This window comes from Candidatus Dedyshia acidiphila (assembly GCF_051025295.1).
Classification (GTDB): Bacteria; Acidobacteriota; Terriglobia; order Terriglobales; family Acidobacteriaceae; genus KBS-83.
In genome coordinates this window covers 24,453-45,562 of the sequence record NZ_JBMGJV010000028.1, presented here as the reverse complement: position 1 = coordinate 45,562, position 21,110 = coordinate 24,453, and the positions used below count along the sequence as shown (strand labels likewise).

Here is a 21,110-nt window from a genome sequence, read left to right as displayed (position 1 = left end):
TTTATGGCGGAGGGAGAGGGATTCGAACCCCCGTTACCCGTTAGGGTAAAGCGGTTTTCAAGACCGCCTGTTTCAACCGCTCACACATCCCTCCGCGCGGGGATGGCAGCCCTATGATACGGCTCTGAGACCAGCCGGTGGAAGTGCAGGTCGGGGCTGGACCGGGTGAGCCAGAGCAGAGACTGCGTCCCGGGGCCGGCTTCTGGCATCCTTAGTGCAGGTGTTATGACTCCGCAGACCGCCACGCAGCCGAACCGCGCCGCCTTTGAGAACACGCTGGACAGTGCCAAGCGCACGATCCTGCTGCGCGAGATAGCGCTGCTGGCCATCGATAGCTTCCGAGTGAACAAAGTGCGGTTCGCACTGACCGCGCTCGGCATGGTGATCGGCTCCGCCTCGCTGATCCTGGTCGTGACCATCGGACTGACGGGCAAGGACTATGCCATGAAGAAGCTCGAGAACATCGGGCCGAACATGGTGGAGGTCGAGTACTCGGGCGGGTCGTCGAGCAGCGTGGGCGAATTCCGCAACGACCTGCTGACGATCGACGATGAGCGGGCGGTCGATGAAGAGGTGCCGGTGGTGGCAGCATCTTCACCGATGCTCGAGATGCACGACCGCGTGAGCTTCGGGCGCGGCGTGGCCAAGGACGTACTGGTGCTTGGCGTTTCGCCGCAGTACCGCCTCGTGCGTCACCTGATTGTGACTGCAGGGCGGTTCTTCGACGAGACGGATGAGACGACGCACAGCCATGCGGCCGTGGTGACGGAGCCGTTTGCTACGGAGATGTTCGGCAGCCCGGATTCGGCGATCAACCAGAGCTTTCAATTGAGTGGTATTCCGTTCACCATCGTGGGCACGTTCAAGGAGAGCGTCAGCACCTTCGGCATGTCCGAGGTGGCGGACCAAACGATCCTGATTCCCTACTCGGTCGGGCGCTACTTCTCCGGCACGGACAAGGTGAAGCAGATCTTCTTTTCAATCCGCGATCGCAACGACATACCGTATGCGACCAAGCAGATCCTGGCTGTGATCCAAAGCCGGCATCAGACCAACTCGGTCTATAAGGCCAACACGCTGGTGGAGATTCTGCGCACCGCATCGTCGATTGCCGACGGGTTGACCGTGATGCTGTTGCTGCTCGCGACGGTGACGCTGGCGGTGGGTGGCGTCGGCATCATGAACATCATGTTGGCGAATGTGCGCTCCCGCATTCGTGAGATCGGGATCCGCAAGGCGCTGGGCGCGACGGCACGCGAGATTCGCATTCAGTTCCTGATGGAAGCGGTGTTCATCTCGCTGGCTGGCGGCATGGTGGGCGCGATTCTTGGCATGGCGCCGCCGATTGCGGCGCGGCTGTTCACCGATTACAAGATCCCAATCTCATTGTGGTCGGTGGTGATTGCGCTGGCGACGTCGGTGCTTGTGGGGGTGGTGTTCGGCACGCTGCCAGCGACACGGGCAGCGCAGCTCGATCCAGTCGAGAGCCTGAAATACGAATAGCCGGGCAGCGTGGCCCGGCTATTCAAGGAACAAGGCAGAGTTCTAGGAGAACTACTGGATATAAGCCACGCGCTCAAGCTCTGCCTGCAGGCAGTCAATCGAGCAGCGCGAGAGCTCCAGCCGCGAGATGGCAGAGCGCAGGTGATCAGAGCTCGCGCCATAGCCATGGCCAGCCAGAAAGCTGGCTGCAACGTCGGCGGCCTGCCAACTATCGAGCTGGCTGCTCAGCAGTTCGTGGCGCAGGCTGGTCAGTTCAGCGACGGTGAACTTCTCGATGCCCGGCGGGGTAATCTCCTGAGGGGACGGCGTGGGGACCTGCTGCATGAGCTCCGGTCTAACGCGATCTTCCATGACTGCCTCCTGTTCACCGGGCCGGCTCTCCCCTGCGCGACTCCAGTTCGCTGCTTCTATCTTTCAGACCTAATCACGTCCGAAAGGTTTCTATCGGATGCGAAGAGAATCGTTCTTGCTGCCCGAAACGCTGCTGCCACGGCTGAACTCGCAGTCACACTTACAGAGACGCGCATTGCCGCGCTTCGGTATGTATGACGATGTTCGAAACTGTTGTAGGAATGGGAACAGGGGGCAAATCCGTTCATCCTATGCACGAAATCGAGCCAGGGAACGAAGTGGAAGCAACCAGAAGAACATCGGGCGACGACGACCTGTTGCTCGAGAAGCGAGGCTTTACCTGGGGTCTGTTGGTGGTGCTGCTGATCGGAACCATGATCGGAGCCATGGTGCTGGCCTATCTCATCACCCGGCACAACTTTCCGACCCACTGAGTCAGGGAAGCGTGGCAGCGCCGGCCAGAAGCACGGGCAGGCCGTCGCGCACGGGATACTGCCGCCCGCACGCCTGACAGGCGATGCCGGTGGAGGCGGTGTGAGCTAAGTCGCCGTGGCAGACAGGGCAGGCGAGCAGCCGAAGCCTGGCGTCATCGAGAAGCATGTTTGGGGGAAGCGCGTGGCCGCCGTCTGCATCTCTCATGTGGGCAGTGTACGGCCGCCGCCGTCCGTGCCCGACGCATCGGCCCGATTACGATAAGAACGGATGGGAGAGCGATGACAGAGGCACGCAGGCTGGACGGCAATGCGATCGCGGCCGCGATCAAGCAGGATGTGGCGCGAGAGGTGGGCGCGCTGAAGGCGCACAGTATCCGGCCGACGCTGGCCGCCGTGCTGGTGGGTCATGTGCCGGCGTCCGAGATCTATGTGCGCAGCAAAGTGCGCACGTGCGAAGAATTGGGCCTAGGTAGTGAACTGATCACGCCACCCGAGAGCGTCACCACGGAAGAGATGCTGGCGCTGGTTGCGGATCTGAACGCGCGCGATGACATCGACGGCATTCTGCTGCAACTGCCCATGCCGGCACAGGTGAACAGCAAGCGGCTGCTGGAGGCGGTAGCGCCAGAGAAGGATGTGGACGGCTTTCATCCAGTGAACGTGGGCCGCCTGCAGACGGGTCAGCCCGCGCTCGCGCCCTGCACGCCGGCAGGCGTGATCGAAATTCTGAAGCGCAGCAACATCCCGATCGCAGGCGAGAATGCCGTGATCATCGGCCGCAGCGATATCGTCGGCAAACCAGCGGCGATTCTGCTACTGGCCGAAAATGCGACGGTGACGATCTGCCACTCCAAGACGCGCGATCTGCCGATGGTGTGCCGCACGGCGGACATCCTGGTGGCGGCCATCGGACGTCCGGGATTTGTCACCCCGCACATGGTGAAGCCGGGTGCAACGGTGATCGACGTGGGGATCAACCGTCTGACCACGCACGAGGAGTTCGATCGCTTCTTCAAGGGCGACACGCGGCGTGAAGAGATGTTCCGGCTGAAAGGGTCGACGCTGGTGGGCGATGTGCATCCGGCAGCGTATGCACTGGCAGGCGCGTACACGCCGGTGCCGGGCGGCGTGGGGCCGCTGACCATCGCGATGCTGATGGCAAACACGGTGCGTGCCGCGCGGCTGCGGCGCGGGCTGCCGGTCTGACGCGGAGCATGCTGCGCGTTGCATTGACGGGCGGGCTGGGCAGCGGAAAGAGCACCGTGGCTGCAATTCTCCGCGAGCTGGGCGCGCCCGTGATGGAGGCCGACCAGGTCGGCCGTGCGCTGATGGAGCCGGGAGAGCCGGTGTACCAGCAGATTGTGCGCGCCTTTGGGCCGGAGGTCGTGCTGACGGGCGGCGCGCTCAACCGCAAGCGACTCGCGGAGCTTTGCTTTCGCGAGAGACGTCTCGAAGAACTGAACGCGATCGTGCATCCGGCAGTGATCGCAGAGCAGGAGCGATGGATGGCCCAGCTTGCCGAGACACACCCGGATGGAGTGGCGGTCTACGAGACAGCGCTCTTGTTTGAGGCGAGCCGTGCAGCGGGTACGGCAGGCTGGCGAGAGCGCTTCGACCACGTCATGCTTGTGACGGCACCTGAGCCGCTGCGCATCTCGCGCTATGTGGAGCGGATGGCGACCCAGGATGCTTCGGAACGCGCTGGACTCGAGGCAGAGGCGCGACGACGTATCGCGGCGCAACTCCCGGATGCCGACAAGATCCCACTCAGCGATACCATCCTCGTGAACGACGGCTCGTACGAGACGCTGAAGAGGCGCACCGAGACTGTCTACCGCGAGTTGCGGAAACGAGCCGCCGCGAAGAGCAAGAGGAGCACTGAGTCGCTATGAGATTTCGTCGCCTGGTTCTGCTTGCGGTCCTGCTTGTGGCCGCGTTCTGGTACGTGACGAGCTTCGGCGTTCCCGGCGCACGACGCCTGCCCGAGCTGGCGGGTGTGTCGCGCCTGCGGAGTGCGGCGCACCTGGATCACTCGTTGTCGCTGACAGAAGCCGATGCGCAGAGCAGCTACGACGCGCAGGAGCAGAACAACATTGCGGTGTACAAGCGGGTGCTGCCGGCTGTGGTCAACATCACATCGGTGGCGGTGGCGTATGACTGGTTCTACGGACCGGTGCCACAGGAGGGGCAGGGCTCCGGCTTCATCGTCGATGTGAAGGGCCACATCCTGACCAATTACCACGTGATCGCCGGTGGCAGGCAGATCGAGGTCACGCTGGCGAACAAGCACAAGTACAAGGCGCAGCTTGTGCTCGAGGACAAGCCTCACGATCTGGCGCTGTTACAGATCGACGCGCCCAACCTGACCCCCGCTGTACTGTCCAACTCACAAGGCCTGCAGGTAGGCCAAAAGGTCTACGCGATCGGCAACCCCTTTGGGCTGAACGGGACGATGACAACGGGCATCATCAGCGCGCTGCGCTCGGTACGCGGACCGGAGGGCAACCTGATTGAGAATGCGATCCAGACGGATGCGGCGATCAATCCCGGCAACTCCGGCGGACCTCTGCTGAACTCGCATGGCGAGGTGATCGGCATCAATTCGCTGATCGCGACGAACCCGAATCAGCAGATCGAGCAGAGTGCGGGCATCGGCTTTGCCATCCCGGTGAACACGGCAAAGGCGGTGCTCGAAGACTTCGCGCACTACGGTCGAGTGCGGAGGCCGTCGCTGGGCATCACTTCCCTGCCGATCGGGCCGGACCTTGCGCAGGAGATGGGGCTGGGAACGAGCTCTGGCGTGCTGATCCAGCGCGTGCTGCCGGGCGGCGCTGCCGAGCGTGCAGGCCTGCATGGAGGCACGCAGCAGGCCTACCTCGGAAACACGCCGATTCTGCTGGGCGGTGACCTGATCATCGCGATCGATGATCGCCAGATCACTACTGGGCAGGACATCTCGCAAATCATGGACGAGCACAAGACGGGCGATACAGTTACGGTGACGATTCTGCGTGGCAAGCGCAAGCTGACCGTGCAGGTAACACTCGAAGAAGCAGGAACTCGATCGGCGTAGCGAACAGGAAGAGGAGCATGCGGATGAGCACCAAGTGGACTCCACAGCAGATACCGGCGCAGCAGGATCGGCTAGCGATTGTTACGGGCGCGAACAGCGGCATTGGCTTTCACACGGCGCGCTACCTGGCGCGGGCCGGGGCGCATGTCATTCTGGCCTGCCGCAACAAGAACAAAGGGGACGTTGCGATGGCGCGCATACTGACGGAGCAGCCGGCCGCGAAGGTCGAGGTGCGGGTGCTCGATGTGGCGGACTTGGGCTCGGTACGGCAGTTTGCCGACGAATTTCTGGCGCAGAACCAGCCGCTCGATCTGCTGATCAACAACGCTGGCGTCATGAGTCTGCCCCAGCGGCAGATCACACCGCAGAGCTTTGAGCGGCAGTTCGGCACCAATCATCTTGGGCACTTTGCGCTGACTGGACGACTGCTGCCGTCATTGCTCTCGCGCGCGGGAAGCCGCGTCGTAACCGTTGCCTCGATCGCACACAAGGGCGGCGAGTTGAACTTCGACGATCTGCAGGGCGAGCGCAGCTATAACCCGCGCAAGGCGTACCAGCAGTCGAAGCTGGCGAACCTGGTCTTCGGCATCGAGCTGGACCGGCGGTTGCGCGCGATGCACGCGAACACCGCAAGCATCATCGCGCACCCAGGTGTAGCCGTGACCAGCATTGTGAGCAACGGCATGGGCAATGGCATCGAGGGGCGCATCGCAAATCTCGTGTTGCCGCTGATCGCGCAATCGGATGATCGCGGCTCATGGCCGACGTTGTATGCGGCGACCTCGCCTGCAGCGCAGGGCGGCGCCTACTACGGACCCGACGGCATTGCAGAGATGAAGGGGACACCGATCGAGGTCAAGCCCAGGCCGAAGGCTCTCGATCCGCAGACCGGACGGCGGCTGTGGTCGATTTCCGAGGAGCTAACGGGCGTGCGCTACGACGCGCTTACCGCAACGGCTTAAGTGCCACGCCGCACATAGCGGCGTCCCTCAATCACGTAGCCGCCGGAGAGCACGCGTCCGAGCGCCTCAGGGTAAGCGAGGTGCTCCTGCTCAAGGATGCGCGCGGCCAGTGTGTGCGCGTCGTCACCATCGAGCACGGCGACGGTGCGCTGCAGGATGATGGCGCCGTGGTCGAGTTGCTCATCCACAAAGTGGACGGTGCACCCCGTCACCTGCACGCCGTAGTCGAAGGCCTGCTGCTGCGCATCGAGACCAGGAAATGCCGGCAGCAGCGACGGATGGATGTTGATGATGCGCTGCGGAAATGCCTGCACAAAGCTCGGCGAGAGCAGACGCATGTAGCCGGCGAGGCACACAAGGTCCACGAGATGCTCGCGCAGCGCAGCCAGGATTGCCTGGTCGTGCTCGGCGCGTTTGCGGCCGTTGGCTTCGATGGCGAGCGCTTTGAATCCTCGGCTGCGCGCTGCTTCGAGACCTGGCGCTTCCGCCTTGTTCGAGATGACGACCGCGATCTCTGCCCCGGGAAGACTACCGGCCGCGATGCTGTCCGCAATCGCGACAAAGTTGGACCCGCGGCCGGAGAGCAGAATGCCGAGCCGATGCATCGCGCTCACGAGCGGTAGTGCACGCGTCGATCGTCGCCGCGGCTGACGCGCACAGCCTGACCGATGACGTGGAATGTCTCGCCCAGTTTGCCGAGCAGCTTCTGGGCGCGCTTGAACTTGTCCTGCGGCACAGCGACGATGAGCCCGATGCCGAGGTTGAAGGTGCGCAGCATCTCATCTTCCGGCACGCTGCCTAACTGCTGCAGGTAAGTGAAGAGTGGCGGCCGCGTCCATGAGCCGGTGTCGATCTCGGCGGCGATTCCCTTGGGCAGGATACGGGGAAGGTTCTCCGTGATACCGCCACCTGTGATGTGCGCCATGCCGGCGACGACGCGTGCCTTGGTCAGTTCACGAATGACCGGCAGATAGCTGCGATGCACCTTCAGGAGCGCCGCACCAGCTTTGTCCTCGATCGCGGCAACACGGTCGGATGCCTTGTGGCCACCGACCTCGAAGAGCAGCTTGCGGGCAAGCGAGTAGCCGTTGGTGTGGAGACCGGTCGACGGAAGGCCAATAAATACGTCGCCTTCACTGATTTCTTTCCCGGTGATCAGCCTTTTACGGTCGACGATGCCGACGATGAAGCCGGCCAGATCGTATTCGCCATCCGCGTAGAAGCCGGGCATCTGCGCCGTCTCTCCGCCGATCAACGCGCAGCCGTTCTCCTTGCACGCCTTGGCGAGGCCGCTGACGACCTGCTCGATGACGTTCGATTCAAGGCGGCCGGTCGCGAGGTAGTCGAGCATGAAAAGCGGCTCCGCACCCTGAACCGCGATGTCGTTCACACAGTGATTGACGAGGTCTTGTCCGACCGTGTCATGCACGCCGAGTTCGAAGGCGATCTTCAGCTTGGTGCCGACACCATCCGCGCTCGAGACCAGCACAGGCTCTTTGTACTTCTTGAGGTTGGGTGCGAACAGCGCGCCGAAGCCGCCGATGCCGCCGAGCACGCTTTTGTTGAAGGTCTGCTTCGCGAGCGTCTTGATGCGCTCCTTGGCCGCGTCGCCGCTGGTGATGTCGACGCCGGCATCGGCATAGGTGACGGGCTTGGCTTTGGCTTGGGGCAACGGAGCTCTTTCTGCGCTCAGGGCGAGAGCGGGTTCAGTGTATCAGCGGGGCGGCGCCGTTTCGAACGTCCGAAGACGCCGCTCCAGCTCCCACTGCTGCTCGGCCTTGGCATTGGCCGCGAGCAGTTCGCGGCAGGCCGCGGCAGGCTGTAGCGATTGCAGCGAAGATGCACAGGCGGGCTGCGGCTGATGGTAGTCGTGATCGCGCCATAGGCTGGCGCCGGGCAGGAAGCTGTACTCGATCGAGTGCCGCACCATCTGCTTGAGCTCCGGATAGCCAAGCCCGAACCCATCCGCCGCACGGAGGTACTCGCGGGTAAGCGTAATGCGCGACACGCCTTCGTCATCCGTCGAGAGCGCCACCGGCACGCCGTGACTTAGGTAGAGCGGCAACGGATGTTCGCGACCCTTCACGTTGAGGATCACGTCATTGCTGGTGAGGTTGATTTCGACCAGTGTGTGGCGCGCCGCCATCTCATCGAGCAAGGCGAACGGCTGGTCTTCGTGCATCACGTCGACGCCATGGCCGATGCGTTCGGCGCCCGCGATCTCGACCGCCTGGCGGATGTGGAAGCGCAGGCCCTCCGGTGGCACCAGGCCCGGCGCGAGTTCGCCGGCATGGAGCGACACCGGAACCCCAGGGTAGAGCGGGCGTAGCGCGGCAATCATCTGCATGTGCAGCGTGTAATCCGCCATCGAGTGCTGCCAGTCTTCCGGCTGGACGAGGTTGAGTCCGACGTAATGCGGATGACCCGAGGCGAGATCGGCGGCGACTACCTCGAAGCCGAGCACGATCTGCGCGAAGACGGCCGCGGGCTTCTGGTTGCGCAACACCTGATAGAGGTAGCGCACCTGCACAGAGCAAGCGGCCTCTGGCTGCGCGCTGTCGCAGCGTTCCATGCGGCGGCGAGTGGTCTCAAAGTCGTCCATCTGCGCGCGGACGGATGCTGCCTGCTCGCGCAATCCGTTGTGGAGCAGGTCTTCCCGCCAGCCAGCGTAGCCCGTGCCTGGCGGGACTGGCTTCGCTCCGGCGATCACAGCGAACGCGATGCCCGGAGTATTCATCAACTCTAGGTATTGCTCGTTCTGGGCCGCGGCGCGTCCGGCGACTTCATCGACCCACTCCGGCGTGTGGCTCTCGGACAAGCCGAGAAAGCGATCGAAGCTGGAGAAGAAATGGTCATGGCTGCTGTCGCCCGTCATCGGGACAAAGGAGCGCATGGAGAAGGAGTCGATCAGCTCGTCATACAACGACTGGTTCTGCGGCAGGCTGCTGGCGGCGGTGGTGCCGGCGGCGCAGGGTTCAGTCGCGAGCGTGCTGTCGGCTGGGGGGCGATGCGCGAAGGCGAGCGTCTGCGGATCGATACAGACGTGATCGTGCGCGGCATCGCGCAGCCATGTCTCGGCGTAGACCGCACCGGCGAGGTGGTTGTGCAGGTCGCCGCCTTTGGGCATCGCGCGCAGCCAAGCCTCCAATGCCGCCGGTCCTTGGCCGCGGGCGCGCTCCATCGCAGCGGCGGCGGCCTGCTCGCTCGCAGTGAGCAAGGTCGAACTCGTCACTGCCGGGGTAGTCGCGGGGACGACATCCGCGGGATGTGCGCTGCGCGCCGGGTGATGACGCTGCGCCGATGAGCCGACGGACGCCACCAACACCAAGCCGAGCAGAGTAAGCTGCGTGAGGCGGAGACGAAGAGAAAGCATGCGCGAGATGACTGGGTGTGGTGTGCGTTCGAGAATGATGGTTTCCAGTGTAGGCCAGGTGCTGCTGGCGTTCGCTTGCCTTTGCTCGGCAGCGACCGCCCACGCGCAGGGCGACTGGCTGCATGCGGTGGACATGCCAAAGCCGCTGACGACCCCGCAGCCGCACGGGCTGCATCTGACGCAGCCATCTCGGGCGCTTCAGCCATTCACCGTGGCTGGCGAGTGCGGCACGTTCGTCGGCCAGCAGGATGGGCAGTTCGAAGCGTGGCTATTTCCAGTGAAGCTGCTGAGCCACTTGCGCATTCAGGCGCGCGTGGAGGGGTACGACGTGCCGATCGACCTGAATGAAGATGCGGCGGAGATCGACGTCCAACCCGATCACACCACAATCACGTTTTCGCATATCGCGTTCACGCTGCGCGAGACGCTGTTTGCCGAGCAGTGCGGACCGCAGGACCCGAAGGAGAGCACGACCGGGCTGATGGCGATGTTTACGCTGGACAGCGATCGTGCGACGACGCTGACCTTCAGCTTCAATCCGCAGGTGGAGCCGATGTGGCCCGCGCCGCAGTTCGGCGAGGTGAATGCAGAATGGGTGCCGCTACACCCGCAACACTCGGAGGAGCAGGCGCTGCAGTCGCCGGGCTGGTACATGCTGCACACCGACTGGCCGGAGCTGGCCGCCGCCGTGGCGATGCCGGGGACACGGCCGGGCATCCTGCCGCCGTACCAGGAGCGGCCAAAGCTCTACCCGACGCAGCTCGTGCTGCACTGGGATCCCAAGACCGATCGTGGCAAGGCGTTTCCGCTGCTGATGGCGGCGGGGCGCACGCGCGAGGCTGCTGACTTTCGCCACCTCGAAGCAGCGCTGGCCCGGCAGAATCGCGAGGCGGTGACGCTCTACCAGCAGACGGCCGACTACTACACGCATTTCTTCGACACGCGCATGACGGCCGATACGCCGGATGCTGCCTTCAACGATGACTTTCGCTGGGCGTCCGTCGCCATCGATCAACTGCGCGCGCGACATGGCCAGGAGCTGGGGCTGGTGGCGGGCTTCTACTCGTCGGGCGACTCGGCCCGGCCGGGGTTCGGGTGGTTCTTCGGGCGCGACTCGCTGTACACCATCGACGCGATCGACAGTTATGGCGACTTCGCGCTGACCCGGGCCGAGCTTCAGTTCCTGATCGCGCGTCAGCGTGCGGACGGCAAGATGCCGCACGAGTTTTCGCAGACAGCCGAGTTGGTGGACTGGGCCTCGACCCCGTACGAGTATGCGGCGGCTGACTCGACACCGCTTTTCCTGATGGGGATGGAGGACTACGTCCACGCGAGTGGCGATGTCGCGTTCCTGAACGAGCACTGGGACGCGGTCGCGAAGGCGTGGGAGTTCGAGCGCACGCACGACACGGATGGAGACGGCATCTACGACAACTCGCAGGGCACTGGGTGGGTCGAGAGTTGGATCCCCAAGATGCCGCACCAGGAGATCTATCTCGCGCTGCTGGATCAGCAGGCGAGCGGTGCGATGAGCCGGCTGAGTGCGCTGCTGAAGAAGACAGACCTCGCCACGCAGGCAGCGGGACGCGAGAAGGCAATCGCGGCAAAAATCCCGGCAGAATACACACAGCAGGACGACATGGATGCGTTCAGCTACAACGCGGGTGAGGGCCTGGATCACACGGCGACCATCTACCCAACGGTCGCGTGGTGGGATGGGCACGCCAGCCTGCCGCAGTCGGAAGCGATGTTTGCGCGGTGGGCCTCCGCCGAGTTCTCGACCGACTGGGGTACACGCGACGTCGGCAATCACGAGGCGATCTACGACCCGATCAGCTACCACCAGGGTTCAGTGTGGCCGCTGTTCACCGGGTGGACGACGGTCGCGGAATACCGCACCGGGCACACCCTGTCCGGCTATGCGCACCTGATGCAGACAGCAAACCTGACGACGGCGCAGGATCTGGGTGCGGTGACGGAGTTGCTGAGCGGCGACTTCTTCGTCCCGATGGGGCGCAGCACCACGCATCAGCTCTGGTCGTCGGCCATGGTGATTATCCCTGCCGTGCGGGGGCTGTTTGGCATATCGCCCGATGCACTGGATCACAGCATCACAATCGATCCGCACCTGCCGGCGCAGTGGGAGCATGCGACGCTGCACCACGTCCACGTGGGCGACGCCATGATTGACCTGACGTATGAGCGCACGGCGGAGGGGTGGCTGATCACGGCGAAGGCAGAGCCCGGAGCCGGTGGAAAGATTACGCTGAAGAGCAACGCAGCGGGTGCGAAGGCGAGCGGCGATGGTACAAGTCTTCGGATTCCCGGGCCCGCCGTGGAGGTGGGGCTCGACTACGGTGCGGATGGTGCGCTGCCCTTGCCGGGGTCGCGCACGGCGATGATGAAGGTGCTCAGCCAGAAAGCGGAAGCGCGTACGCTGACGCTTCAGCTGGCGGCTCCCGCTGGCACCACGGATCACCTGTTCCTGCGACAGCGGGATCGTCGTGAGCGGGTCACGGCCGATGGCGGGTCGCTGCGCGAGGGAAAGCTTGAGGTGCATTTCTCGGCGGGTCCGGCGGATGCGAATGGCTACGTGAAGCAGCAGGTGACGCTGCGCTGGTAGTCGTTCGTCTGCGCAGCCGCAGCATTTGGCCGAATCGGAAGCGGTTGTTATACTCAGGCAGTTGTTTCGCTCGCCTGATGCGTGCGCATGCGCCCTTTTGGTGATGGGGTGCGGCCACCGCGATCGGCACTCCGACCGGAAAGCGTGAACAGCACTTCCAGCCCGCACTCGTGGCGCGCGTTGGCCAGGTAGCTCAGTGGTAGAGCGCGGCCCTGAAAAGGCCGGCGTCGGCGGTTCGATCCCGTCCCTGGCCACCACTCTTGAAGCAGCGAACTACGCAGACATCGGCCGGCGTCCCAACTGGAGTGCGTCGATCCAGAAGGCGCTCGAGGAGTGGATCGTCTCGATAACGCTGCGCACCGACTCGATGCAGTGTTCGAGGCCGGTGGCACTGCACCCGTCTTCCGTCAGCTTTGCTATGCAGATCCTGTGCTGACCACGACGGTATCCGGCCAGGTCCGATCACTTCGCGCTAATCGTCTTCTCATTCTCCCAGAGCATGAAGGCGCCTTTGAAGGCGTTGTCGTTGGAGCCCAGGCTGACATTGGGCGGCAGATTGCGCACAAGCTTCGCATTGCCGCCGCCAAGCACGACCCAATCCGTCTCCATGGCGTGCGACATCAACTCCACGACCTTCAGCACATTCTTCTCCCAAGCCTTGCGCCCGTAACGCTTCAGGCCCGCTTTGCCCAGGTAGTCTTCGTAGCTCTTGTGCTTCTTCCATGGCAGATGCGCGAGTTCCATCGCCTGCACGGAGCCGTCGACGATCATGGCGGACCCGAGGCCGGTGCCGAGCCCGAGATAAAGCATGCGGCCACCCGTGTAACTGCCCACAGCCTGCATCGCCGCGTCGTTCAACAGCTTCAGGGGCTTGTTGCCGAAGGCCTTCTTGAAATCGAAGCGCACCCAGCCCTTGCCAAGATTGTGCGGCTCGAGCAGCGGACGATCATGGATGACGGGACCGGGAAAGCCTATCGATACGCGATCGTAATTCCAGCCGGCCGTGTGCTCTTGCAGCGCCTTCATCATCATCTCGGGTGTCATGCGCGGGCCAGAAGGCACTTTGACGACCTCCGATTGCCGCTGCGAGCGGAACTTCAGGTTGGTGCCGCCGATGTCCACACCCAGGATGTTCATGCTTTCCCTCCGCGCTGGTACTTGTTCCGCCCCGCTGCTGACAGACCGATCCATATATACATCGCCCGCTGCAGGTTCCCGTAAGATCGGGCGTTGCCGGGGTTTGCCCCGTCAATGGAGGTCCCTGTGCCGCGTCGCACTTCCTCGCTGATGATCGCCCTGCTGATGGCATGCATCCGGTTGGCTATGGCACAGCCAGGATGGCAATCCGGGTCGCAGCCGGGACCACAGCACTGGTCCGCACTCTGGATCTCGCACCCGACCGCACCACTGCGTGAGCCGCTGGTGCTGCACTTCCGCAAGACGATCACGCTGCCCGCTCGGCAGGAGCACTACATCGTGCACGTCAGCGGAGACCGCCGCTTCATGCTCCAGGTGAATGGCACACGTATCGGCACAGGGCCGGCGGCAAGCGACCTCGCCCACTGGCGCTATCAGACCTTCGACCTGGCGCCCGCCCTGCACGCCGGGGAGAACCAACTGAGCGCGACCGTATGGAACTTCGGTGTCTATTCGGCGATTGCGCATATTTCCGACCGGACGGCGTTCCTCGTGCAGGGGGACACGGAAAAGGAAGCTGCGGCCGATACGAATGCGACATGGTCGGTTGCGGTCGAGCCGGGCGTGACACCCATCCCGCGTCGCGATGACGGTCGTCACGATTACATGGCGATGAGTCCGGGCGAGTCGCTCAACGCCGCAAATTACGGCTGGGGCTGGCAGACAGGGCACGATCCGCAGCTTACGTGGGTGCCGGCCGCCTCTGCCATCCGCGAGGACGAGGGCCCTGGTTCCGCGCGCGCAGCGCTCGAGAAGGACCAGGCGAACATCCCATGGCGTCTGGTCCCCGATCCACTGCCTGCAATGACGTACATCGATATAACGGCTGGCGAGGTCATCCGCACTGAGCCTGCGCAAGCAGACGCGTCTGGCTTTCCGGCGCGGCCGATCACGATCCCGGCGCATATGAGCGTGGAGATTCTGCTCGACCGCAAGACGCTGACCACCGCGTATCCGGAGCTGCACTTCGCGGGCGGACGCGGCTCGCATGTGCGGATGACGTACGCAGAGGCGCTCTACGACGAGCACCTGAAGAAGGGCAACCGCGATGAAGTTGGTCAGCGCCAGGCCATCGGTCTCTACGACGAGATCGCGCCCGACGTTGGCCGCGACCGGAGCTTCGAGCCGCTGTGGTGGCGCACCTGGCGCTATCTATCGATCAAGGTGACGACGGCTGACGAGCCGCTGACGCTCGAGCGTTTGACCGCGCACGAAAGCACCTACCCCTTCGTCGCGAAGGCACAGTTCACGTCCGATGATCCGCAGCTCCAGCGGATCTGGGAGATCGGCTGGCGCACGGCGCGCCTCGATGCGCACGAGACGTACATGGACACGCCCTACTACGAGCAGCTCCAGTACGTCGGCGACACGCGCATTCAGGCGCTGATCTCCTACATTGTGACCGGCGACGACCGGCTGGCCCGGCAGGCGATCACTGCGTTTGCCAACTCGCGCATCCCCGAGGGGCTGACCCAGAGCCGCTACCCAAGCACGGTTCAGCAGGTGATTCCGCCGTTCTCGCTTTACTGGATCGGCATGCTGCACGATCTGTACTGGTATCGCCCGGACCACGAAATGATCCGCGAACATCTCCAGGGGACGCGTGATGTGCTCGCGTGGTTTGCGCACCGTCAGGGTCCGGATGGGCTGGTCCGCGAGCCGCCGTACTGGAACTTCGTCGACTGGGTGCCGGAGGGTGAGCACATCCCAAGCTGGGGCGCGAACGGCGAGTCCTGCGTACTGAGCCTGGAGCTGACCGGTGCATTGGGCGATGCCGCCACACTGGAGCGCGCCATGGGCGATGCTGCAGTAGCGCAGCAATACGACAGCCGCATTGCTGCGCTACGGAAGGGAATACTCGCACAGTGCTGGTCGCCGAAGCGGCAGTTACTAGCGGATACTCCTGTCACGAATGGCAACAGCCACGGGAACGAACCGGCCTTCAGCGAACACGCGAACATCCTCGGCGTGCTGTACGACGTCATCCCACGGGAGCAGCAAGGGGCCGTGCTGGGACGCCTGCTGGCCGGCAAGGAGGGACTGATCCCGGCCAGCTACTACTTCCGCTTCTATCTGGCGCGCGCACTCGAGCATGCAGGCATGGCGGATGCATATGTCGCCGCGCTCGGTCCGTGGCGGTCGCTGCTGCGGCTCGGTTTCAGCACCTGGCCGGAGCAGCCCGGCGACACGCGCTCCGATTCGCACGCGTGGAGCGCGCATCCCACTGCGGACCTGATCACACTGGTGGCGGGGGTACGGCCGGCGTCCCCCGGCTATGCAACGGTGCTGGTCGAGCCGGAACTCGGATCGCTCAAAGAGGTGACCGCGCGTGCCCCACACCCTCTGGGAGACATCGTCGTGCACTGCCGCCGCACAGGTGCGCCGGCGTCGCACGGTTTGCACGCGGAGATCACGCTTCCGCCCGGCCTGCAGGGCACCTTTGTGTGGCAAGGAATGTCGCGGCCCCTGGGCCCGGGGGAGACCACGATCGACGTTCCGGAGCTGCGAAAGCAGCCTTAGCCGGAAGGTGGCCGGCCCTTGTACCACGTTGACTGACCACTCCGCATCCACCCATACTGAACGAAGTGGCGGCGACCGGTAAGCACTCCGGTAGCACGCCCACCTGAGTGCCATGCGACCTGCCAACCTCAACCCGATCAAACGCAGCGTCTTTGCGCGCGTGATGGCGATCGCGTTGTGTCTTGCCGTGGTCGCGTTCTTCACGGCCATGGTCATGCACCACCACGGCCCCGGCGTCGATGGCGATCATGCGACGCACTGCCAAGTCTGCGCCCTAGGCCACACCACGGCGACAATTGCGGCCATCGTTGACCTGCTGGTGATGATGCATGTCCTGCTGCTGATTGGCGCCAACGCGCCCACGCGCGGCAGTCCGCAGCTGTTGGCGCTCCCCACCACTCGTCCTCCACCCGCCTTCCGATAGCCCATGTCCTCCGCTGCCGCGCACTGCGCTGCAGCCTTCCGGACCATTCGCTTTTGGAGGCTTTCGTGTCAGCCAGTCGTAATCTCGCCCGTTGGGCTCCCGCTCTACTATTGACGGCCGCTGCCGTTGCTCAGACTATCTACGGCTCCGTCACCGGAACGGTGACAGACCCGCAGGGCAACGTCATCGCCGGGGCGATCGTCAGCATCACCAATCCGGTCAGCGGACTGAACCGCCAGACGACGACAAACGCGACCGGCGGCTTCAGCTTCGACGACGTTCCATTCGGTAGCTATCACGTGACCGTGACCGCTCCGGGTTTTAGTGCCATGACAGCGGACGCGAGCGTGCGCTCCGCGGTGCCGGTCAGCCTGAGTCCACAACTCACCGTCTCAAGCTCGGTGCAGACCGTGAACGTCGATGCGGGCGCTGAGGATGTCGTGAGCAACACGCCAACAGCGCACACCGACCTCGATGCCAATGCGCTCGGCACGATCCCTTACCAGAACACCAACGGAGCCGTGAGTTCGTTACTGACACTCGCAACGCCTGGGATCGCGCAGGATTCTAACGGGATCATCCACGCGCAAGGCGAGCACCAGGATGTGCAGTTCAGCGTGGACGGGCAGCCGATCTCCGATCAGCAGAGCCGCCAGTTCTCCAACCAGATCGCACTCAGCTCGATCAGCAGCATGAACGTGATCAGTGGTGTGCCGCCGGCCGAATACGGGGACAAGGCGAGCCTCGTCGTGCAGACCACGACGAAGTCGGGACTGGCGCAGAAGCTGCACGGAAATCTCTACGGCAGCTATGGGAGCTTCGGGACCAGCAGTGGCGGCGGCAGCCTTGGCGTGGGCTCCGCGCAATTTGGCAGCTTCACCAGCATCGATGTCGTGAACAGCGGACGCTTTCTCGACTCAGCAGAGTTCGTGCCGTTCCATGACCGCGGGAATGTGGAGAACGTGTTCGAACGGTTCGACGCGCAGGGATCCGCAACAGACAGCTTTCATTTCGACATCAGCCTCTCACGCTCCTGGGCGCAGACACCGAATCAGTACGATCAGCAGGCACTTGGCCAGGATCAGCGCAACGAGATCAAGAGCTTCAACACCTCTGCGTTCTGGACCCACATCTTCAATTCAGCAGCACTGCTGAGTTCGAACGTCTATGTGCGGCAGGACCAGGTGCACTACTACCCGTCGAGCGATGTGTTCGCCGACCGGCCGGCAACGCTGCGCCAATCGCGCCGGCTGACGAATTTCGGCATCAAGGAAGACTTCACCTACGCGCGCGGCATTCACAACCTGAAGATCGGCGCAAACGTGTATCAGACGCCGCTCTCGGAGAGCTTCTCCCTTGGTATTACCGATCCGGCGTACAACGCGCCGTGCCTGAACGCGGACGGTACGGCCGATGGCGATCCCGGGGTGACGGTATGCAGTCCGCCGCTGATGCCGAATCCGGGCTACCTGCCCAACCTCTCTGCTTATGACCTGACGCGCGGCGGCCAGTTGTTCCAGTTCAATCACACGACGGACATCAAGCAGGAAGCCATCTATGTGGAGGACCAGATACATTTCGGCGGCTGGCTGCTCTCTGGCGGGGTGCGCGCAGACAACTACAACGGCATCGTCAGCCGCTCCATGGTGGAGCCGCGGGCTGGGGCGTCCTATCGCATCGAGCGCACCAACACGGTGCTTCGCGGCTCTTACGGCAAGTTCTTCCTGACGCCCTACAACGAAAACCTGATCCTCTCAAGCACCACAGGAACAGGCGGCCTGGCGCAGAATGTATTCGGCGCCTTCGGCGAGAGCACGCTAAAACCGGGGCGGCGGCATCACTTCTCTGCAGGATTCGAGCAGTCGATCGGCCCGAAGATCGCGGTGCAGGCCGACTATTTCTGGAAGTACACGGATCGCGACTACGACTTCGACGTCCTGTTCAACACGCCACTGTCCTTCCCCGTCCAGTGGCGCAAGTCCAAGATCGACGGTCTGGCAGTGCGCGTGAATCTGACGCCGGTGCACGGGATCTCCGCCTACACCGTGCTCGGCCACACACGGTCGCGCTTCTTCGGTCCGGAGGTCGGCGGCATCCTGTTCAACAATCCGAACACACCGCTTTCCGGCGCACCCTTCCGCATCGATCATGACCAGGCATTCCAGCAAACGTCACACATTCAGTATCAGAAGACGACCGGTCGCGGACCGCTGCTCGGGCTGAACTGGACATACGAGAGCGGGCTCGTGGCAGGACGCGTTCCGTTCGCCAGGACTGCCGATCCCAGTGCACCGGGTTACCAGGTCGACCTGACCTACCTGACACCCGACCAGCAGCAGCAGATCGACGTCACCTGCGGAACGGTGCGCGCCACGTTCGCGGCACCGTTGACCTCCTGCCCTGCCAACCAGTTGTCATCTCCGCTGGTGAAGATCCCTGCTCCCGGCAAAGAGAACGACGATCACAATCCACCGCGCGTGCAGCCACGAAACACGTTCGACGCGCTGGCGGGATACGACAATCTGTTTCACACGGAGCGCTATCGCGTGAACGCCAACGTCTCTGTCGTGAACCTGACGAATCAGTACGCGCTCTATAACTTCCTGTCCACGTTCAGCGGAACGCATTTCGTCTCGCCAAGGACCGTCACCGGCCAGCTGGAATTCGTCTTCTGAGCGGAGTTATGCGCAAGGCGTAGTCTGATGACAGCACGAGCGGGTGCGACCAATGTCCACGGCAAGCCTGATTGACAGAACGAGCCTCATCGAGCGTGGCCGCAGTTTGGAGCAGATCACGATCGCGTGGGCGGCGGCCGAAGCAGCACTCGGGCTGTGGAGCGCGTGGCAGGCACATGCGCTTTCGCTGGCTGCGTTCGGGCTGGACAGCCTCATTGAGTTGATCTCCGCATGCGCTCTGCTGTGGCGCCTACAGCACCGGGCAGACCCAGCGCAACAGGCACGTGCAGAGCGGATCAGCCTGCGGATCGCCGCGGTCTGCCTGCTGATGCTAGCCATCTATGTCACCCTTGGCGCCATGATCGCACTGCGATCGGGCGCGAGTACCTCGCCAAACCTGCTGGGCATCGTGGTGACGATGTCCGCCGTCCTCGTGATGCCCGTGCTGGCGCGGGCGAAGCGGCGTACTGCTGCACTGCTCGACAGTGATGCGCTCTTTGCGGATTCGCGCCAGGCAGACTTCTGCGCGTTGCAGGCGCTCATCGTGCTGCTTGGGCTGGCGGCCAGCCGCTGGCTGCATATCGCGATCGCCGACGAGATCGCCGCGCTGGTACTGGTGCCGTTGCTGGTCCGGGAGGGTGTGCGCGCGTTCCAAGGCAAGAGCTGCGGTTGCACCAGCAGCACCTGCCAGAACTCGCTGCCGAGTTAAGCGCCGGGAATTCCGGCAAGCAGCGCAACCAAGACTGCGCCACCAAACAGGCAGAGCATCTGGAGAGCAATCGCGGCGCGGCCGCGCGTGTGACGCAGTTCCGGCAGCAGGTTCGTACATGCAATGTAAAGAAAGCTGGCAGCGCTGATGGGCAGCAGCCAATACACAGCGTGTCCACCCCCGGCCCCGAAGACTGCGACGAGTGCGACGCCGAGCAATGCGCCGAGCGAGGGCAGCACTGCCATCCGGAACGCCGGCACGGCGCGATACCCGGCCTGCAGCAGCACGGCAAAATCGCCAACCCGGTGCGGCACTTCATGCAGGCTGACGGCGAGCGCTGTAATCCAGCCCACCTGCGGTCCCGCAGCGAATGCAGCGGCGACCGAGACACCGTCAAGAAAGCTGTGCAGGCCACTGGCGACGATCAGGCTGGCCGGACGCAATGCATGCAAATGCGTGCCGTGATCATGACCATGCGAATGCACCGGCATCACCGCCGTGGCGGGAAGCTGCGCGTGATCATCGCTCTCGACCATCGTGGAGACGAGCTGCTCAATCGCAAACAGGCCGAGGATGCAGCCCGTCAACAAGATCCAGAGCCGCGGCGTGTTGCCAAGCGAGGCGACCGCTTCGGGGAGAAGGTGCAACAGCGCCGTCGCCAGCAGCAGGCCCGTGGCCACGCTGACCAGGTAGGGCAGGAACGCGGTGAGCGCCTCTTCCCGCCGACGCAAGAGCCACGCAGCCAGCATCGCCGCCGCTTCAAGGGCGAAGACCGCAAGGAGCGCGTCGATGAGCAGGGCAGCGTGCATGGGTTACCGCATACTCATTATCGTGTGATCCGCGTTGAGCGCCGCCCCGCACAGCGGTCGCAGCTTCCGAACAGCATCAGCTCGTGCCCGCTGACACGGAAGCCACGCGGAGCCCGGGGCAAAACTGTGCCTCGGCAGGCGCCCAGCTCGTACATCCTGCCGCAGGTACGGCAGTGAAAGTGGTGGTGGTGCGCCTTGCCGGCTACTTCGTAGCGTGTCGCCTCGCCGGGGACAGAAACCGTCTCCAGCCAGCCCTCGTCAACGAGAGCCTTGATGTTGCGATAGATAGTGGCGATCCCGAGCGCCTCGTGGCGGCGCTGCGCGGCCGAAAGGGCTTCGTCCGGCGAGAGTGGCCGGTCCGCCTCGAGGAAGGCCTCTCGGATAGCTTGCTTCTGGCGCGTGTTGCGTGGGACGGGATGAGCCATGCTCCCTTCATGATATCGAGCAATCAATTGCA

Annotated in this window: 19 protein-coding genes and 2 tRNA genes; 12 read left to right on the top strand and 9 right to left on the bottom strand. The window is 63.7% G+C overall.

The window, feature by feature from the left end:
* Nucleotides 1-4: 4 nt before the first annotated feature.
* Nucleotides 5-94, bottom strand: a tRNA-Ser gene (locus tag AC5IJH_RS12485).
* A 131-nt stretch (nucleotides 95-225) separates the two neighbouring features.
* On the opposite strand from AC5IJH_RS12485, the gene AC5IJH_RS12480 reads away from it, so the two are divergent.
* On the top strand, nucleotides 226-1,503 hold the full coding sequence (locus AC5IJH_RS12480; RefSeq protein WP_491903154.1) for an ABC transporter permease: 1,278 nt from the start codon (nucleotides 226-228) through the stop codon (nucleotides 1,501-1,503).
* A 51-nt stretch (nucleotides 1,504-1,554) separates the two neighbouring features.
* On the opposite strand, the gene AC5IJH_RS12475 is transcribed toward AC5IJH_RS12480, so the two are convergent.
* A complete protein-coding gene (locus AC5IJH_RS12475; RefSeq protein ID WP_491903153.1) occupies nucleotides 1,555-1,854 on the bottom strand; it encodes a hypothetical protein in 300 nt (99 codons plus the stop codon).
* 194 nt (nucleotides 1,855-2,048) lie between these two features.
* Between AC5IJH_RS12475 and AC5IJH_RS12470 the strand changes: the two genes are divergently transcribed.
* Complete coding sequence (locus tag AC5IJH_RS12470; RefSeq protein WP_491903152.1) at nucleotides 2,049-2,288, top strand: hypothetical protein; 240 nt, start codon at nucleotides 2,049-2,051, stop codon at nucleotides 2,286-2,288.
* A 1-nt stretch (nucleotide 2,289) separates the two neighbouring features.
* On the opposite strand, the gene AC5IJH_RS12465 is transcribed toward AC5IJH_RS12470, so the two are convergent.
* Nucleotides 2,290-2,493, bottom strand: a complete 204-nt coding sequence (locus tag AC5IJH_RS12465) for a Trm112 family protein (RefSeq protein WP_491903151.1) — start codon at nucleotides 2,491-2,493, stop codon at nucleotides 2,290-2,292.
* 74 nt (nucleotides 2,494-2,567) lie between these two features.
* On the opposite strand from AC5IJH_RS12465, the gene AC5IJH_RS12460 reads away from it, so the two are divergent.
* Genes AC5IJH_RS12460 through AC5IJH_RS12445 form a run of 4 tightly spaced genes read left to right on the top strand, consistent with a single transcriptional unit; the run spans nucleotide 2,568 to nucleotide 6,323 of the window.
* Complete coding sequence (locus AC5IJH_RS12460; protein ID WP_491903150.1) at nucleotides 2,568-3,494, top strand: bifunctional 5,10-methylenetetrahydrofolate dehydrogenase/5,10-methenyltetrahydrofolate cyclohydrolase; 927 nt, start codon at nucleotides 2,568-2,570, stop codon at nucleotides 3,492-3,494.
* An 8-nt stretch (nucleotides 3,495-3,502) separates the two neighbouring features.
* Nucleotides 3,503-4,180 carry a dephospho-CoA kinase gene (gene coaE / locus AC5IJH_RS12455; RefSeq protein WP_491903149.1) on the top strand — a complete coding sequence of 226 codons (678 nt, stop codon included), beginning with the start codon at nucleotides 3,503-3,505 and terminating at the stop codon, nucleotides 4,178-4,180.
* Nucleotides 4,177-5,361, top strand: a complete 1,185-nt coding sequence (locus AC5IJH_RS12450; RefSeq protein ID WP_491903148.1) for a S1C family serine protease — start codon at nucleotides 4,177-4,179, stop codon at nucleotides 5,359-5,361. Before coaE ends, AC5IJH_RS12450 begins: the two co-directional genes overlap by 4 nt.
* A gap of 23 nt (nucleotides 5,362-5,384) precedes the next feature.
* Nucleotides 5,385-6,323, top strand: a complete 939-nt coding sequence (locus AC5IJH_RS12445; RefSeq protein WP_491903147.1) for an oxidoreductase — start codon at nucleotides 5,385-5,387, stop codon at nucleotides 6,321-6,323.
* Here the strand turns inward: AC5IJH_RS12445 and purN are convergent.
* Genes purN through AC5IJH_RS12430 form a run of 3 tightly spaced genes read right to left on the bottom strand, consistent with a single transcriptional unit; the run spans nucleotide 6,320 to nucleotide 9,696 of the window.
* On the bottom strand, nucleotides 6,320-6,928 hold the full coding sequence (gene purN / locus AC5IJH_RS12440) for a phosphoribosylglycinamide formyltransferase (protein WP_491903160.1): 609 nt from the start codon (nucleotides 6,926-6,928) through the stop codon (nucleotides 6,320-6,322). The two genes, AC5IJH_RS12445 and purN, sit on opposite strands and share 4 nt — an antisense overlap.
* Before the next feature lie 5 nt (nucleotides 6,929-6,933).
* Nucleotides 6,934-7,995, bottom strand: a complete 1,062-nt coding sequence (purM, locus tag AC5IJH_RS12435) for a phosphoribosylformylglycinamidine cyclo-ligase (protein ID WP_491903146.1) — start codon at nucleotides 7,993-7,995, stop codon at nucleotides 6,934-6,936.
* A gap of 42 nt (nucleotides 7,996-8,037) precedes the next feature.
* Nucleotides 8,038-9,696 (bottom strand): adenosine deaminase family protein, encoded by a 1,659-nt coding sequence (locus AC5IJH_RS12430; RefSeq protein WP_491903145.1) that lies wholly within the window; start codon nucleotides 9,694-9,696, stop codon nucleotides 8,038-8,040.
* Between the two features lie 34 nt (nucleotides 9,697-9,730).
* On the opposite strand from AC5IJH_RS12430, the gene AC5IJH_RS12425 reads away from it, so the two are divergent.
* Nucleotides 9,731-12,319: an amylo-alpha-1,6-glucosidase gene (locus AC5IJH_RS12425; RefSeq protein WP_491903144.1), complete on the top strand. Its 2,589-nt coding sequence runs from the start codon at nucleotides 9,731-9,733 to the stop codon at nucleotides 12,317-12,319.
* Nucleotides 12,320-12,501: 182 nt separating this feature from the next.
* A tRNA-Phe gene (locus AC5IJH_RS12420) sits at nucleotides 12,502-12,576 on the top strand.
* 205 nt (nucleotides 12,577-12,781) lie between these two features.
* On the opposite strand, the gene AC5IJH_RS12415 is transcribed toward AC5IJH_RS12420, so the two are convergent.
* Nucleotides 12,782-13,456 carry an ROK family protein gene (locus tag AC5IJH_RS12415; protein WP_491903143.1) on the bottom strand — a complete coding sequence of 225 codons (675 nt, stop codon included), beginning with the start codon at nucleotides 13,454-13,456 and terminating at the stop codon, nucleotides 12,782-12,784.
* Nucleotides 13,457-13,582: 126 nt separating this feature from the next.
* Between AC5IJH_RS12415 and AC5IJH_RS12410 the strand changes: the two genes are divergently transcribed.
* The 4 genes from AC5IJH_RS12410 (at nucleotide 13,583) to AC5IJH_RS12395 (ending at nucleotide 19,844) form a co-directional block, all read left to right on the top strand.
* On the top strand, nucleotides 13,583-16,036 hold the full coding sequence (locus tag AC5IJH_RS12410; RefSeq protein WP_491903142.1) for an alpha-L-rhamnosidase-related protein: 2,454 nt from the start codon (nucleotides 13,583-13,585) through the stop codon (nucleotides 16,034-16,036).
* A gap of 112 nt (nucleotides 16,037-16,148) precedes the next feature.
* Nucleotides 16,149-16,460 (top strand): hypothetical protein, encoded by a 312-nt coding sequence (locus AC5IJH_RS12405; RefSeq protein ID WP_491903141.1) that lies wholly within the window; start codon nucleotides 16,149-16,151, stop codon nucleotides 16,458-16,460.
* A gap of 65 nt (nucleotides 16,461-16,525) precedes the next feature.
* Nucleotides 16,526-19,135 (top strand): TonB-dependent receptor, encoded by a 2,610-nt coding sequence (locus AC5IJH_RS12400; RefSeq protein ID WP_491903140.1) that lies wholly within the window; start codon nucleotides 16,526-16,528, stop codon nucleotides 19,133-19,135.
* A 52-nt stretch (nucleotides 19,136-19,187) separates the two neighbouring features.
* Nucleotides 19,188-19,844 (top strand): cation diffusion facilitator family transporter, encoded by a 657-nt coding sequence (locus AC5IJH_RS12395; RefSeq protein WP_491903139.1) that lies wholly within the window; start codon nucleotides 19,188-19,190, stop codon nucleotides 19,842-19,844.
* Here AC5IJH_RS12395 and AC5IJH_RS12390 read toward each other — a convergent pair.
* Both AC5IJH_RS12390 and AC5IJH_RS12385 read right to left on the bottom strand, forming a co-directional pair.
* On the bottom strand, nucleotides 19,841-20,653 hold the full coding sequence (locus AC5IJH_RS12390; protein WP_491903138.1) for a ZIP family metal transporter: 813 nt from the start codon (nucleotides 20,651-20,653) through the stop codon (nucleotides 19,841-19,843). The genes AC5IJH_RS12395 and AC5IJH_RS12390 overlap by 4 nt on opposite strands.
* A 17-nt stretch (nucleotides 20,654-20,670) precedes the next feature.
* Nucleotides 20,671-21,078, bottom strand: a complete 408-nt coding sequence (locus tag AC5IJH_RS12385) for a Fur family transcriptional regulator (protein WP_491903137.1) — start codon at nucleotides 21,076-21,078, stop codon at nucleotides 20,671-20,673.
* Nucleotides 21,079-21,110: the final 32 nt, after the last annotated feature.

Excerpts from the sequence above, each read along its gene's own strand:
- AC5IJH_RS12450 (WP_491903148.1), top strand. The coding sequence starts at position 4,177 with ATGAGATTTCGTCGCCTGGTTCTGCTTGCGGTCCTGCTTGTGGCCGCG.
- AC5IJH_RS12405 (WP_491903141.1), top strand. The coding sequence starts at position 16,149 with ATGCGACCTGCCAACCTCAACCCGATCAAACGCAGCGTCTTTGCGCGC.
- AC5IJH_RS12425 (WP_491903144.1), top strand. The coding sequence starts at position 9,731 with ATGATGGTTTCCAGTGTAGGCCAGGTGCTGCTGGCGTTCGCTTGCCTT.
- AC5IJH_RS12465 (WP_491903151.1), bottom strand. The coding sequence starts at position 2,493 with ATGAGAGATGCAGACGGCGGCCACGCGCTTCCCCCAAACATGCTTCTC.
- purN (WP_491903160.1), bottom strand. The coding sequence starts at position 6,928 with ATGCATCGGCTCGGCATTCTGCTCTCCGGCCGCGGGTCCAACTTTGTC.
- AC5IJH_RS12475 (WP_491903153.1), bottom strand. The coding sequence starts at position 1,854 with ATGGAAGATCGCGTTAGACCGGAGCTCATGCAGCAGGTCCCCACGCCG.
- AC5IJH_RS12390 (WP_491903138.1), bottom strand. The coding sequence starts at position 20,653 with ATGCACGCTGCCCTGCTCATCGACGCGCTCCTTGCGGTCTTCGCCCTT.
- AC5IJH_RS12430 (WP_491903145.1), bottom strand. The coding sequence starts at position 9,696 with ATGCTTTCTCTTCGTCTCCGCCTCACGCAGCTTACTCTGCTCGGCTTG.
- AC5IJH_RS12415 (WP_491903143.1), bottom strand. The coding sequence starts at position 13,456 with ATGAACATCCTGGGTGTGGACATCGGCGGCACCAACCTGAAGTTCCGC.
- AC5IJH_RS12470 (WP_491903152.1), top strand. The coding sequence starts at position 2,049 with ATGACGATGTTCGAAACTGTTGTAGGAATGGGAACAGGGGGCAAATCC.
- AC5IJH_RS12480 (WP_491903154.1), top strand. The coding sequence starts at position 226 with ATGACTCCGCAGACCGCCACGCAGCCGAACCGCGCCGCCTTTGAGAAC.
- AC5IJH_RS12385 (WP_491903137.1), bottom strand. The coding sequence starts at position 21,078 with ATGGCTCATCCCGTCCCACGCAACACGCGCCAGAAGCAAGCTATCCGA.
- AC5IJH_RS12395 (WP_491903139.1), top strand. The coding sequence starts at position 19,188 with ATGTCCACGGCAAGCCTGATTGACAGAACGAGCCTCATCGAGCGTGGC.
- coaE (WP_491903149.1), top strand. The coding sequence starts at position 3,503 with ATGCTGCGCGTTGCATTGACGGGCGGGCTGGGCAGCGGAAAGAGCACC.
- AC5IJH_RS12460 (WP_491903150.1), top strand. The coding sequence starts at position 2,568 with ATGACAGAGGCACGCAGGCTGGACGGCAATGCGATCGCGGCCGCGATC.
- AC5IJH_RS12445 (WP_491903147.1), top strand. The coding sequence starts at position 5,385 with ATGAGCACCAAGTGGACTCCACAGCAGATACCGGCGCAGCAGGATCGG.